Annotated in this window: 14 protein-coding genes; 4 read left to right on the forward strand and 10 right to left on the reverse strand. The window is 40.9% G+C overall.

Features of this window, described 5'->3' with window-relative positions:
- Nucleotides 1-201: 201 nt before the first annotated feature.
- The 4 genes from hslO to sigG form a co-directional block, all read right to left on the reverse strand.
- Nucleotides 202-1,092, reverse strand: coding sequence for an Hsp33 family molecular chaperone HslO (gene hslO, locus RBATCC27255_RS09890; RefSeq protein WP_101029840.1), 891 nt, complete (start codon nucleotides 1,090-1,092; stop codon nucleotides 202-204).
- Between the two features lie 5 nt (nucleotides 1,093-1,097).
- Nucleotides 1,098-1,874, reverse strand: a complete 777-nt coding sequence (locus RBATCC27255_RS09895) for a class I SAM-dependent DNA methyltransferase (RefSeq protein ID WP_101029841.1) — start codon at nucleotides 1,872-1,874, stop codon at nucleotides 1,098-1,100.
- On the reverse strand, nucleotides 1,874-2,176 hold the full coding sequence (locus RBATCC27255_RS09900; protein ID WP_101029842.1) for a YerC/YecD family TrpR-related protein: 303 nt from the start codon (nucleotides 2,174-2,176) through the stop codon (nucleotides 1,874-1,876). The genes RBATCC27255_RS09895 and RBATCC27255_RS09900 overlap by 1 nt, the downstream gene beginning before the upstream one ends.
- A gap of 202 nt (nucleotides 2,177-2,378) precedes the next feature.
- Nucleotides 2,379-3,161 (reverse strand): RNA polymerase sporulation sigma factor SigG, encoded by a 783-nt coding sequence (gene sigG / locus RBATCC27255_RS09905; RefSeq protein WP_101029843.1) that lies wholly within the window; start codon nucleotides 3,159-3,161, stop codon nucleotides 2,379-2,381.
- Nucleotides 3,162-3,376: 215 nt separating this feature from the next.
- On the opposite strand from sigG, the gene RBATCC27255_RS09910 reads away from it, so the two are divergent.
- The 4 genes from RBATCC27255_RS09910 to RBATCC27255_RS09925 are packed head-to-tail and all read left to right on the forward strand — an operon-like array spanning nucleotide 3,377 to nucleotide 7,337.
- Entirely contained in the window at nucleotides 3,377-3,754 is a 378-nt protein-coding gene (locus tag RBATCC27255_RS09910; RefSeq protein ID WP_101029844.1) for a GntR family transcriptional regulator, read from the forward strand.
- The gene (locus RBATCC27255_RS09915; RefSeq protein WP_101029845.1) at nucleotides 3,747-4,643 is read left to right on the forward strand and encodes an ABC transporter ATP-binding protein; all 897 of its coding nucleotides are present in this window, start codon (nucleotides 3,747-3,749) and stop codon (nucleotides 4,641-4,643) included. Before RBATCC27255_RS09910 ends, RBATCC27255_RS09915 begins: the two co-directional genes overlap by 8 nt.
- A complete protein-coding gene (locus RBATCC27255_RS09920; protein WP_101029846.1) occupies nucleotides 4,621-6,756 on the forward strand; it encodes an ABC transporter permease in 2,136 nt (711 codons plus the stop codon). The genes RBATCC27255_RS09915 and RBATCC27255_RS09920 overlap by 23 nt, the downstream gene beginning before the upstream one ends.
- Nucleotides 6,757-6,791: 35 nt before the next feature.
- The gene (locus tag RBATCC27255_RS09925; RefSeq protein ID WP_101029847.1) at nucleotides 6,792-7,337 is read left to right on the forward strand and encodes a prolyl-tRNA synthetase associated domain-containing protein; all 546 of its coding nucleotides are present in this window, start codon (nucleotides 6,792-6,794) and stop codon (nucleotides 7,335-7,337) included.
- 132 nt (nucleotides 7,338-7,469) lie between these two features.
- On the opposite strand, the gene RBATCC27255_RS10695 is transcribed toward RBATCC27255_RS09925, so the two are convergent.
- The 6 genes from RBATCC27255_RS10695 to RBATCC27255_RS09950 all read right to left on the reverse strand — a co-directional run bounded on the left by RBATCC27255_RS10695 (nucleotide 7,470) and on the right by RBATCC27255_RS09950 (nucleotide 13,577).
- Nucleotides 7,470-7,592, reverse strand: coding sequence for a hypothetical protein (locus RBATCC27255_RS10695; RefSeq protein ID WP_278292808.1), 123 nt, complete (start codon nucleotides 7,590-7,592; stop codon nucleotides 7,470-7,472).
- A 22-nt stretch (nucleotides 7,593-7,614) separates the two neighbouring features.
- On the reverse strand, nucleotides 7,615-8,058 hold the full coding sequence (locus RBATCC27255_RS09930) for a hypothetical protein (protein ID WP_101029848.1): 444 nt from the start codon (nucleotides 8,056-8,058) through the stop codon (nucleotides 7,615-7,617).
- 245 nt (nucleotides 8,059-8,303) lie between these two features.
- Complete coding sequence (locus RBATCC27255_RS09935; RefSeq protein WP_147640009.1) at nucleotides 8,304-10,709, reverse strand: fibronectin type III domain-containing protein; 2,406 nt, start codon at nucleotides 10,707-10,709, stop codon at nucleotides 8,304-8,306.
- Between the two features lie 196 nt (nucleotides 10,710-10,905).
- The gene (locus RBATCC27255_RS09940) at nucleotides 10,906-11,583 is read right to left on the reverse strand and encodes a hypothetical protein (RefSeq protein WP_147640011.1); all 678 of its coding nucleotides are present in this window, start codon (nucleotides 11,581-11,583) and stop codon (nucleotides 10,906-10,908) included.
- A gap of 194 nt (nucleotides 11,584-11,777) precedes the next feature.
- The gene (locus tag RBATCC27255_RS09945) at nucleotides 11,778-13,181 is read right to left on the reverse strand and encodes an oxaloacetate decarboxylase subunit alpha (RefSeq protein WP_101029851.1); all 1,404 of its coding nucleotides are present in this window, start codon (nucleotides 13,179-13,181) and stop codon (nucleotides 11,778-11,780) included.
- A 30-nt stretch (nucleotides 13,182-13,211) separates the two neighbouring features.
- The gene (locus RBATCC27255_RS09950; RefSeq protein WP_046433336.1) at nucleotides 13,212-13,577 is read right to left on the reverse strand and encodes a DUF2118 domain-containing protein; all 366 of its coding nucleotides are present in this window, start codon (nucleotides 13,575-13,577) and stop codon (nucleotides 13,212-13,214) included.
- Nucleotides 13,578-13,586 lie beyond the last annotated feature (9 nt).

Consider the following 13,586-nt stretch of genomic DNA (forward strand, 5'->3'; position numbering starts at 1 on the left):
TTGTAAGGCAGATGCTCTCCCAGCTGAGCTATGCTCCCACATGCCTTTGTCGCTGTATCGAAGTTCTGTCGAATTTCGTTTATCTCTCGGCGACAGATACCATAATACTACATTATGATTAAAATGTCAACACTTTTTTGAAATTTTTTTCATTTTTATGAGTGACATCACGAACATTTGCGACAAGGTCTTTAAAAATCTTTATTCTTTGCTGTTTTTCTCTGCAATCAACTTTTCAAGGTCATCCTTTGTAAAGACATATTTCTTATTGCAGAAATGACAGGTTGCAACGGCAACACCCTGTTCATTGACCATAGAACGGATGTCATCATCGCTGAGGGTACAAAAATAATTTTCAAGCTTTTCTTTTGAACAACCGCAAACATACTTAACAGGGTTTTCGTCAAGCACTTCAACCTCAAAGCCTTTGAGGGCTGTTTTGCAGATATCGAGAATACTCATACCCTTTGCAAGCATAGTTGTAACGGGTTCAAGCTCTGCAATATTCTTTTCAAGCTTGTCGATAACAGTATCGTCTGCACCCGGAAGAAGCTGAATAAGCAATCCGCCTGCAAGAAGAACTTCTCCGTCTTCTTTATCAATAAGCACACCCAAGGCACAAACTGTAGGAATCTGCTCGCTTGTTGCGTAGTAGTTTGCAATATCCTCGGCAATTTCACCGCTGACAAGCTCAACCTGACCTATGTACGGATCGCCTGAACCGTAGTCACGCATAACATTTAGCATACCTGTTCTGCCGACTGCTTTTGCAACATTGATTTTACCGTTTTCGTAATATTCCGTCGGGCAGTCTGCATTGCCGACATATCCCTTTACATTGCCGCTGCTGTCGCCGACTGCGATAACGGGACCGAGTTCACCGTCACCCATTACACGAAGGTTGACTGACGCATCTTTCTGTTTGAGCATATCGCCCATAATTGAGGTTACACACAAAAGTCTGCCGAGTGCGGCTGTGGCACTGCGTGAAAGGTGGTGAATCTTCTTTGCGGTAAAAACTATGTCGGACGCATCAACGCAAGCCGCCATAATCGCACCGTCAGATGTAATACAACGAATTATTTTATCCATATCGGTTATCCTTTCGATTCATTAAACTCTTTGTTGCGTGATGTTTTCATTCTTGCAACATAAATTACCCTCTGTTCATCCGCTTTCGGACTTTCAAATGTAAGGTCGCCGTAAACAGCCTCTACTTCAAAACCTGCATCCGTGAGCATTTTTCTGATTTCATCATCTGTATATGCTCTTTCGGCAAAGCTTTCGGATGAACGATAATACACACCGTTTTCTTCCTCAAAGAAATCAAGGTCGATTTTCACCTTGTTATCATCCTCGGGGGTGTTTTGCCATACGCAGAAAACGCTGTCGTTTTCATACACAAAGGTATTATCCGCAAGAACATTTTTATGCTTGTACACCGTGTTGACATCAAAAATAAACAGACCGTCATCGTCCATAAAAAGTCCCACACGGTCAAATGTCTTTGCAACATCTTCAATTTTTGTAAGGTGATTTATGCTGTCAAGCGTACACACACAGGTATTTATTGTACCGTACAAGTCAATGCTTTGCATTTTCTGCCTTAAAAACAGGATATCAAGCCCTTCTTCGGAAGCACTCTGCATTGCCTCGCTGAGCATTTCCATACTGTAATCTATCCCGAAAACATCCACTCCCCGCTTTTTCAAAAGGCGTGTGAGAGTTCCTGTTCCGCAGGCAAGGTCAAGGGTTATACCCATATCATGTCTGAATTTTTCGGCAAGCTCAAGAATATAGCCGCATCTTTTTTCATAGCAGGCATCCTGCATAAGCCCGTCATAAAATCGGGCAAACGACAAATAGCTCGGCATTATTCTTTTTCTCCGTTTTCAATCCTGTCGAGTACAAGAGTGTAGCCATATGTATCGTTATCAAACAACGCTCTTTTTACTCGGCTGATGGTTGCGGTTGACGCACCGGTTTCCTTGACGATTTCTGTATATACCTTTTTCTCGGTAAGCATTTTTGCAACGACAAGGCGCTGTGACATTGCCTTGAGTTCTGCGCTTGTGCATAAATCTTCAAAAAAGCGGTAGCAATCTTCTTCGTTTTCAAGCGATAGAATCGCCTTGAACAAATAGTCGGTAGAATCATTTTTAAGTTTAGAATTCAAAACCGTTACCTCCTTATTTCTGCAATAAAGCATTAAGTTTTTATACATTAAAATTTTAACACACAAAAGCACGAAAGTAAAGCGGAATTAAATTTTTTCTTCTTTTTTACAAAAATCAGTTGTAATTTTCCCATACATTTTTATACAAACCTATGTAACCGCAAAACAGTTGTCCGATTGAACAGCTGTTTTGCATATATTGCTAAATGCTTTTCTTTATAGTATCAAGAGCGCCTTTTTCAATGCGGCTGACCTGCGCCTGTGATATTCCTATTTCAGCCGCAACCTCCATCTGAGTTTTGCCGCGAAAAAATCTCATTGAAAGAATCCGTTTTTCTCTGTCGGAAAGATTGGAAATCGCCTCTTTTACCGCAATTTCTTCAAGCCAAGCGGAATCATCGTTTTTGTCGCCGATTTGATCCATAACATATATAGTATCGTTTCCGTCCGAAAAAACAGGCTCGTAAAGCGACACGGGATCAACTATCGCCTCAAGCGAAAGCACCACCTGTTCTTTCGGCATCTCCATTATTTTGGCGATTTCTTCTATGGTTGGCTCCCGATTGTTTTTATTAGTCAGCTGTTCCTTTATCTGCATTGCACGGTAGGCTGTATCTCTCATTGAGCGGGATACCCTGACTGCATTGTTATCACGCAAAAACCTCCGTATTTCACCGATTATCATAGGCACTCCGTAGGTGCTGAACCGCACATCAAGCGTAGGGTCAAAGTTATCAATCGCCTTGATGAGTCCGATAACACCCACCTGAAACAGATCGTCGGGATTTTCGCCTCTGTTTGTAAACCTCTGAATAACAGAAAGAACAAGCCTTAAATTCCCGTTAATCATCTTATCCCTCGCCATTTTCTTTTCGGCAGGAGAACCGTTTCTGATTGTGTTAAGCAGCTCACGCTTTTCGCTCTCCTTCAGCAGCTTGAGCTGTGATGTATTTACTCCGCAGATTTCAACTTTTCCGTATTGCAAAGAATTACCCCCGAATCTGAATTTTTATCGGTTTTGTCTTTACAATAATTATTGACGGTTTTGGCTGTTTTATTCTTTTTAAGTTCTTTTAAAAATTTCTCAAACGGTCTTTTAAATTAAAATTGTACATTGACAATGGTACAATTGAATGTTACAATTTAACTGTAGGATTGGCCATATTATACAATTTTCTATACAAAAAAAGGAGGACGGCTATGTTCACAATTGATTTCACAAGCCGTGTGCCGATTTATGAACAGATTTGCAACAATATAATCAAGCTTGCGTCGGCAGGCGTGTTCAAATCGGGTGACAGGCTGCCGCCTGTACGAACGGTAGCACAGGAAATCGGTGTAAACCCAAACACGGTTGCAAAGGCATATCGTGTTCTTGAAACAGAGGGCTACATCTATTCAACTGTTGGACGGGGAACATTTTTGACAGACAAGTTGACAAAAAACGCAGCTTTCCAAGAAATGGCTCTCAAAACATTCCGTGATGCCGTAAAGAATGCAGAGCTGTACAGTGTTCCCCGTGAACAGCTCATAAAAATCATCAATTCCGTATACGAAGGAGGCAGAGAGAATGATTGAAGTTAATCACATAACCAAAAAATTCGGCAAAGTGACTGCCGTTGACGATTTCACGCTTACCGTAAACAGAGGCTCTGTTCTCGGCATTGTCGGAAGCAACGGCGGCGGAAAGTCAACACTTCTGCGAATTATGTCGGGTGTGTTTGACCCCGATAAGGGCGAGGTGAATATTAACGGAATAAACATTCTTAACAATCCGTCAGTAAAGGGAGAATGTTTTTTCATTCCCGATTACCCCTATTTTTCAAACAGCTCAACTCTTGAAAACACTGCATTCCTTTTTCGAAGTCTTTATCCAAACTGGAACGAGAACGCTTTCAAACAGTTTTGCTCGGTGTTTCCGATTGATCCTGATGCAAGGATAATCGATATGTCAAAGGGTATGCAAAGACAGGCGGCTTTGATATTGGCGCTTTCAACCTGTCCGAGATATCTGCTGCTTGATGAAATTTTTGACGGACTTGACCCTGTTGTACGCAAGCTTGTAAAAAAAATAATCATTGACAATGTTTCCGCAAATGATATGACAGTTGTCGTTGCGTCACACAATTTGCGTGAGCTTGAAGAATTATGTGACAGAATTTGTCTTATGCACAAGGGCAAGCTTTTGCTTGAGAGGGAAATTGACGAAATTAAACTCGGTCTTCGTAAGGTTCAGGTTGCATTCACCGAAGTTCCCGATAATTCATTCTTCAACGAAATCAATGTTATAAACACATGGAGAAACGGAAATATATTTAATCTTACAATCAAAGGAACAGAGGAAGAGTTTATGCCCAAATTGCAGGAGCTTAATCCGATTTATATCTCAGCTGTTCCGATGACCTTGGAAGAAATTTTTATATGTGAAATGGGGGTTGCAGGTTATGACACAGAAAACATCCTTTAAAAGCAGACTGAAGCAGATGCTGTCGTTCTTCCTCAGCGACCTTAAGTCCTGCAATACATTTCTCATTGTATTCGGTATTATTTCGGCTGTTGCAATTACAGTATGCTTTACAATCTGCGTTGTACTCGGAAACGATTCATCTTTTTCAATGATGCTTTCTGCGTTGAGCATTACAGGCATTGCAAACAGCGGTATCGGAGAAATTGAACTTTTTCAATACTCCTCGGCATCACTCGTCTATCTCATTTCAATAGTATTTACAATCATCTACACGGTGCGAATTTATTCGTATCTGCACAATAAACGCAAGGCGGATTTGTACGGTTCACTGCCGATTGGAAGAGCAACACTTTTTATTGCAAAATCCGTATCGGCTTACCTTATGTCGATTATCCCTGCAATTTTCTTTCTCAGCTTAATATCCATTATATCGGTTTGTTCGGGACATTCGGTTGTTTCGGAAGTGACAAAATTATTCCCCGAAATATGTATGGGTACACTCGCATCAATCGCATTTTTCGGTCTTATTGCAGTTTGCTGCGGAACGATGCTTAACTCCGTGCTTATGTTCGTTGCGGTTTGCGTAGCTTATCCGCTTTCCGCAATCTTCATCAAAGGTACTGTTGTGGGTTGTTTTGACGGTTTCTATGTTGGCATTTTCAAAGACAGCGTCATTATGAATGCACTCAATCCGCTCGCGGCGTATGACGGAATCAATGTTATTTACTGGCTGATTTTCTCGGTTGTATGTATTGCCCTCGGCGCTTTTCTTGCAAAGAAAAGAAAGGCGGAAAGAGCTCAGTCGGCATTTGCATTCCACCTTCCGTGCTACATAATCAAGGTGCTTGTTTCATTCCTTGCAGGTATGTTCCTCGGTGTTCTTTTCGGTTCAATGAATGTTTTCGGCGGATATGCGGGTTTTGTTTTCGGATTTATTCTTGCAAGCGTTCCCGTTTACATAATCGTTCATCTTATTTTGTACAGAGGCTTTTCAAAGCTTATCAAAACTTCGATTCCGCTCGGTGCGTTAATTATTGTAAGCTGCGTCGGTGTTGCTCTCTGCTGTTTTGACGCATTCGGCTACAACAGCTATGTACCGAAAGCTCAGGATATCAAGAGTGCCGGATTCTATGACGCAAATTCAAACTATCAGGCAAAAGGCAGTGCTGTCGGCAAAAATCTTAAAGATATGGCTGACGATATTACAGACAAAGACACAATCACTTTTATCACCAACTCACATTCAAATCTTATCAACAAGCGTGACTATTCAATTCAGAACAAGTTCAAGAACACATGGGTTTCAATGTTTACGGACAACTTTCTGTTTTTTAGCAAAGAGCTTTCGCAGCCATACTGCGGATATGCATACAAGCTCAATGACGGTCGCATTATTACAAGGGCATACAACAGATTCAACGCATTTTATAATTCAGATACCCTATACGATGACGACAACACGGATATAATAAATTCAAAGGGTTATATCAAAACCTACAGTCCTATTGCAAAGGCGGAATACGATGATTTAAGTGAATTTGCAGTTTTTGGATTTAACCGCAAGGATACGGAGAAAAAGCACGCTGACTTGGTTGTAAACCGCATTGCTTCAGGCTATTACGGTGATGACAGCCAGTCAGTTGCACTCACAGGCCCCGGCGAGACATACAAACGCATCAAGGATGCTTTTCTTAAAGATATTGACAACTGCAGTGATGAAGAATTTAAAAAAGTTGTCGGATACAGTAACACATTCTACGGTTCAGCCGACCCTGATTATTCAGATTACAGTACACTCGTTGAATCCATTCCCGATGTTGTATGTGTAATACAGCTTGCAACAGGCGCACCCTACAATATTTACATTTCAGACCTGTCATCCTATTACAAATCTGCAGATTCCGACACTGCTTACACAACCGCATCCTATGTTATTCCGAGAAGCTTTACAAAGACAATTGAGGTTTTGCAGGATCTCGGTATGCTCGACAAAAATATGTATGTCAAGGCAAACGATGATTATAACGGAACAAGTATAATCACATATGACGATTATTATGATGATTCTGATTACTCAGACAGCGTATCGGGCATTGATGACAGCGAATATTGATACAGGCATTACACTACAGGAAAGCAGGATTTTAAATGGAACTTTACAACGGACGACCAACCGACTTAACAGGCAGAGAAGACCGTGAAATCAGAGTATATGACCTTCTCGACAGCCTTGGAATTGAATATCAGCGAACCGACCACGGACACGCTGACACAATGGAGGCTTGCAACGAGATTGACGCTGTGCTTGATGTTCTGATTTGCAAGAATCTTTTTCTGTGCAACAGGCAGAAAACCGACTTCTATCTTCTTATGATGCCGGGTGACAAACCTTTTAAAACAAAGGAACTGTCAAAGCAAATCGGAAGTGCAAGACTTTCGTTTGCATCTCCCGATTTTATGCTCGAATTTCTCGACATTAAACCCGGTGCGGTGAGCGTTATGGGGCTTATGAATGACAAAGACAACCGAGTAAGACTTCTTGTTGACGAGGATGTTTTGAAAGGCGAATATGTCGGCTGTCATCCGTGTGTAAACACCTCAAGTTTAAAAATTAAAACCGCCGATGTTTTCGGAAAATATCTTGATGCGGTTCACCACACCGCAACAACCGTAAAACTTGTAGGCGAAGAATAAAAATTAAACGGCAGTGGGATAAATTTTTCCGTTGCCGTTTCGTTGTTTACAGAACATAACTGCCCCCGAACCTTTGAAAGATTCGGGGGCAGTTGTCTGAATATTAAGAAAAATGAGTGTCAATTATTTGATTTACTTTTCAAACTTTTTTCTGTAAGAAAGAAACAATGCACCGCCTGCAATAACAGCAGATAATGTGAATAACATTGTTGTAATCGGACTGCCTGTCGGAACAGAACCGTTATCGTTCGTCACGGTATTCTTAGTTGCATTATCCTTATCTTAGATTTTCTTCATACGGTGTATCAAGTTCAAGATTGCCTGCGGCATCAAGAGCTGTTCGCATTACCTCGCCGTAATTAAACGGATCGGAAACTTCTGCGGTACAGTCGGCTGGATCAACACTTTCCGAAGAACCGTCATTGTAAACCACTTCAAGCTTTGCATCCGAAAGGTCAAGCATCGGGTTGAAACTGTATGCGTTCATTTTGTCGGCAAAAGCATAGTAATGTTCGCTGTCTGCGTAAACATTTTTAACTGATTCGGACGGAAGAACAACATCTTCCCAAAAATAGGTTTTTGACGGAGGCTCAATTATCTTAAGCTCCACGGGTGTTTTTGCCTCATCGGGAGTTGCCGAATCATCGGCAGCCGCAAAGGCGGTTAAAGCACACGAAAAAGTAAGTAGTGCTGCGATTGCGAGGGATAATAATTTTTTCATAATAATTCCTCCTCGTATAATGACTTTTAGATGCACAATGTATGCACCTTGTTTAATAAGCTGCTGAACAAATATTGTTTAAACAACTTTGTAAATATTAAAATACAATTTATGCCATTTGTAATCGCCACTTATAAAATACCCATCCATAAAATGCTGCAAAATTTTCAGCAGTTCAATCGCATTCTCCAAAACCGCCGCCGTGGCTATAGGTATGAAATTTTTCACACCAATCTATGTTTCAATTAGTATTTATCGTATGAGAATGCATTATAAGAATCAGTAAGGTGCTGTTTCTTCTGTGTTTCGCTATAACTATTCCAAAGCTTTGGATAGCCGTCAACAGAACAGTAAACAAACTGACTGTACATATGTGCATTTACACAATTATCGAGTGTACTCAAGTTTGCAGCATTATACACTTGTTTGCTTGTCCTGCCATGAACATAATAGGTGTAATCCAATCCCCAATTTTCAAGAGCTAAATGATAAGAAGAATACGGATGAGCACTTATAAGGTTGCCATCATAACTCAATGTATAGTTTTCACAATCAAGATAACGATCGGGATTGCTGGTTGATAACTCGGCTGAATTTATCACATACCTTTTAGCCGATTTATCGTATAAGTAGGCCAATCTATTCTGAATGTAGGTCATAGAATTATCAAATCCAACCAATGAAAGCTTTCCATTCTTGAAAGTATATACCCTTGCATTCAAATAGTATTCCTTATCCCCTGCTTCCTGCGCTATAAGCTCAGGAACACCGTCAAAATCAAGGTCTGTAAACTGCACACCTGCCAAAGCAATGTCCCCCACCTTGAGTTCAGGCAACCACTCCGATTCATGTTTAAGCAGATAATCTATATATGCATCTCTTGTTTTGTTGGTTGTTTTATACTTAAATGCAACACCTGACGGATTATAGGTACTTGTAAATTTCTTCTCATCCTTTGATACACATCTTACGGTAAAAGTATAGGTCTGTCCTGCTTTTACATTCTTATAAGTGTACTGGTTATCGGTTGTATCGGCAATCTTTTTCCACGAACCACTTTGCTTAATATAAACACGATACTTTGAATTTTTATCGGCGGTAGAATTCCAAGTTAAAGTAATTCCTCCGTGCATTGTATCAATATTATAAATTTCCGGACATCCGTTGTTATATAATGCACTTTTTACACCCTTTGTGTCATAACCGCTCTGAAAAACTTTGCCGTTACTTGAAATACAGCGAACAGTATAAATATACTGACCGTTTACAGAACTATCTTTTACGCTGAGTTCTCTTGAAACAAGTCCCTTGTCAAGATAACTTGTACCTTTTGTATCTACAAGTTTATTCCAACCGGTAGCATCCTTATAATATACACGATATTTTTCAGCACCTGCAACCTTATTCCACGCAAGCTTGATACCGTCATATGTATATTCTGCCTTTGATATTTTCGGTGTGGCAACATATTTTGCGCTCATTCCCACAGGGTCATAACCGCTCAAATACTTTTTAGCGTCGGAACTGATTGCTCTTACAGTGTATGTATAGGTCTTATTCGGCTGTAAATTTTTATGTGTCACAACACCTGTTTTGTTATCGCATACTTTTGTCCAGCCCTTACCTTCTGTTTTGCAGTACAATCTGTAATTTGTATTGTTTTCAGTCTCCCAAATCACCTTAATACCGCCGTTTACAACATTGGTTTCAAGTATTTTAGGAGCTTGATTATATCTGATACTTAAGCCTTTTGGGTTAAATCCACTCTCAAAACTTTTTCCGTCATCACTTATACACCTCACGGTATAAGTATAGGTTCCCATACCAACAGATTTATCAACTATAGAATTAGAAGTCGTATCTGATACTCTGAACCAATCTGACGAATTTTTATGATAAATTCTATACTTTGATGCACCGTTTACTTTGTTCCATGTAATTTTCACACCGCCGTTTACATTTTCAAGCTTTGAAATTTCGGGGGCGGCAATATATTTTACACTTTTGCCCTTTGAATCATAACCGCTTGTAAAGCTCTTTCCGTCAGCAGAAATACATCTTACAGTATAGGTGTAATTCCTGCCCGATGAAACATCCTTGTCGATATATGAGGTTGAAGTTGTATCGACCATTCGTGTCCAACCTTTACGGCCCTTGTAGTAAACTCTGTATTTAGCCGCACCATTCACTTTGTTCCATGTAAGCTTTACACCGCCGTAAACGCTTTCAAGCTTTGAAATTTCGGGGGCGGCAATATATTTTACACTTTTGCCCTTTGAATCATAACCGCTTGTAAAGCTCTTTCCGTCAGCAGAAATACATCTTACAGTATAGGTGTAATTCCTGCCCGATGAAACATCCTTGTCGATATATGATGTTGAAGTTGTATCGACCATTCGTGTCCAACCTTTACGGCCCTTGTAGTAAACTCTGTACTTAGCCGCACCGCTTACTTTGTTCCATGTAAGCTTTACACCGCCGTAAACGCTTTCAGCCTTTGAAATTTTCGGAGTTGCCAAGCTTGCCCTTGCAACCTGTGCATACTGCACGGGTGTGTTAAGTGGTTCAGCGGCATTTGCAGAAACTGCCGAAACCGCAACCGCAGACATCGACATTACCGCCGCCATCGCTATTGATATAAATTTTTTCATAGTTACCTCTCACTTTGTAAATATTCTACGCATTATTAAAAACTTTCGCTAAATTTTTATGCAAGTTAATTGTAGCATTAAATGATATAAAAAGCAATACATCTTGATAAACTATCACAAATTTTTAAGCTAAAACAAATAAACCGTTCACAAAAGCGAGAACGGTTTATTTTATATATTCTGTTGATGTTTTGAATTATTTAAAATAATTTCTGCGTTTTGCAAAAATTACTGCACAACCTGCAAGCATTGCAACAAGAAGAATTACAGCAACGCTGTTCTGTCCTGTCTGTACAGCACCGCTGTTATTCTGTGAATCGTTCAGAGTGTCCTTAGTTGCTGTGTCGCTTGTTGAAACAGGGTTTGTTGCAGAAGTTGCAGAAGTTGTATCGGGTACTGTTACAGGTTCGTCAACTGTTGCAACCGTAGTTGTAGGCTCAGTAGGAACAGTTGTATTCGGTTTATTAGATTCCAAACCAAAATTCATTTTTGACAATTCTTCAAGAATACTATCGTCAATAACTCCGCTTTCATAAGCCTCTTTAATTGAGTAAACATTGCCATTCTTATAAAGCATAACATCATCGTTATGGTTGTAATGATAAGTATAGTCACCAATTGTTTCTTCAATTGAATAATCAAGGCTAAAACCTTCATTGTGCATAAAATAAACTCCGCCGTCACTTGTTGAACCAACAATTTCAATGTTGAGATACTCAGGCTCTTTACCACCGTAATATGTATCTATCATCACCTGTCTGATTTCTGATGCAACATCCGATTCTGATATTTCATCAGGTGTAGCCGCAAAAGCTGTTGTTACAACCGAAAAGCACATTACAAATGCTATCAATGCTGTTAAAAATTTTTTCATTTTTATTTCCTCACCTTTCATTTATTCTATCTGTAATAATGGTATATGCAACAGATATTCAATTTACTTTATTATACCACTAAAATACATGTAATGCAATATAGTTGCTAAAAATTCACATAAAATAATTCTGCTCAAATGAAAATGCCACTTTCATAGCGAAAGTGGCATAAATGTTAATTTTTGTTGTCAAATCAAACTGGGTGAACCATATTTTTCTTGTCAAGCTTGTCGCCGTTGATGCCAACCTTGGCATTTCTTCTCTTTTCAAAGAAGTCGAGGGCAACCTTCGGGAACTGTGCATAAGAAAGAACATCCTCAGGCTGTTCAATCCACTGCTCAATCTCGCCACGGAGCTTATCAAGCTCAGGCTTAAGCTGATCTGCAGGACGACCTTTGATAATCTTCTTGTCACCGATAATCTTCTTCTGAAACTCAGGATCAATCGGCATTGGAGTTGTACCATACTCACCGGCAACAAGTCCCTTGAACTCGTTTGTGCACATTGAGTAGCGCTTGCCTGTGATTACATTGAATACAGCCTGTGTGCCGACAATCTGTGATGTCGGAGTAACAAGCGGAGGATAACCTGAATCCTTACGAACACGGGGTACTTCTGCAAGAACTTCGTCAAGCTTGTCTTCCTTACCGGCCTGCTTGAGCTGTGAAAGAAGGTTGGAAAGCATACCGCCGGGAACCTGATAGATAAGAGCGTTAGCATCTGTTGCGAGCATCTTAGGATCAAGAAGTCCTGATTTGATGTACTTCTCACGGAGAGTCATGAAGTAAGCACGGATGTCAGAGAACTGTTTAAGGTCAAGACCTGTGTCGAACTCTGTGCCTGAAAGAGCGGCAACCATTGACTCTGTAGGTGCGTGTGATGTACCGAGAGCGAGTGGGCTGATTGCTGTGTCAATGCCGTCGGCACCTGCCTCAACACCCTTTAAAAGACACATTGATGCAAGACCTGATGTGTAGTGGGTGTGGAGCTGAAGCGGAAGCTCCGGAACAGCGGCTTTGATAGCCTTTACAAGGCTTTCGGTTCTTGTCGGAGTAAGAAGAGCAGCCATATCCTTGATACAGATTGAATCTGCACCTGCGTCTGCAATTCTCTTAGCATACTCAACATAGTATTCATCTGTGAATACAGGACCTGTTGTGTAGCTGATAGCAACCTGTGCATGACCGCCTTCTTTGTTAGCGGCCTTGATAGCTGTTTTAAGATTCTTGATGTCGTTAAGAGCATCAAAAATACGGATAATGTCAATACCGTTTGCGATTGAACGCTGAACAAGGTACTCAACGCAGTCATCGGCATAGTGACGATAACCGAGCATATTCTGTCCTCTGAAAAGCATCTGGAGCTTTGTGTTAGGGCAATGCTCTCTGATTGTGCGGAGTCTGTCCCACGGATCTTCGTTTAAGAATCTGAGGCATGAGTCATATGTTGCGCCGCCCCAGCATTCGAGTGAGTAATAACCGATTTTATCGAGTTTGTCAAGAACAGGGAGCATTTCCTCTGTTGTCATTCTTGTTGCAATGAGTGACTGATGAGCGTCACGCAGAGCAGTTTCGGTAACTCTGATTTTTTTTGCCATTTTACAGCATCCCTTTCTCCGAATTATTGATTAGTTAAGTGTTACGAGAACCTTACCTGAGTCAACAGACTCACCCTTTGCAACATCAACTGTTGCAACTGTGCCGTCCTGCGGAGCCTTAACGGGAGTTTCCATCTTCATAGCCTCGATGAATACGAGGTCATCTCCGGCCTTAACAGCCTGTCCTGCCGAAACAACAACATTAACAACTGTACCGGGCATAGGAGCCTTTACAACAACAGAACCCTGAGCGCCTGCGGGAGCTGCAGGCTTTGCTGCAGGAGCGGGAGCGGCTGCCGGAGCAGGAGCGGCTGCTGCGGGAGCTGAAGAACCGCCGAGTTCTTCAACCTGAACATCATATGCTGTGCCGTTAACTGTAATTCTTAAATTCTTCATTTTTAGTAT

This window comes from Ruminococcus bromii (assembly GCF_002834225.1).
Classification (GTDB): Bacteria; Bacillota; Clostridia; order Oscillospirales; family Acutalibacteraceae; genus Ruminococcoides; species Ruminococcoides bromii.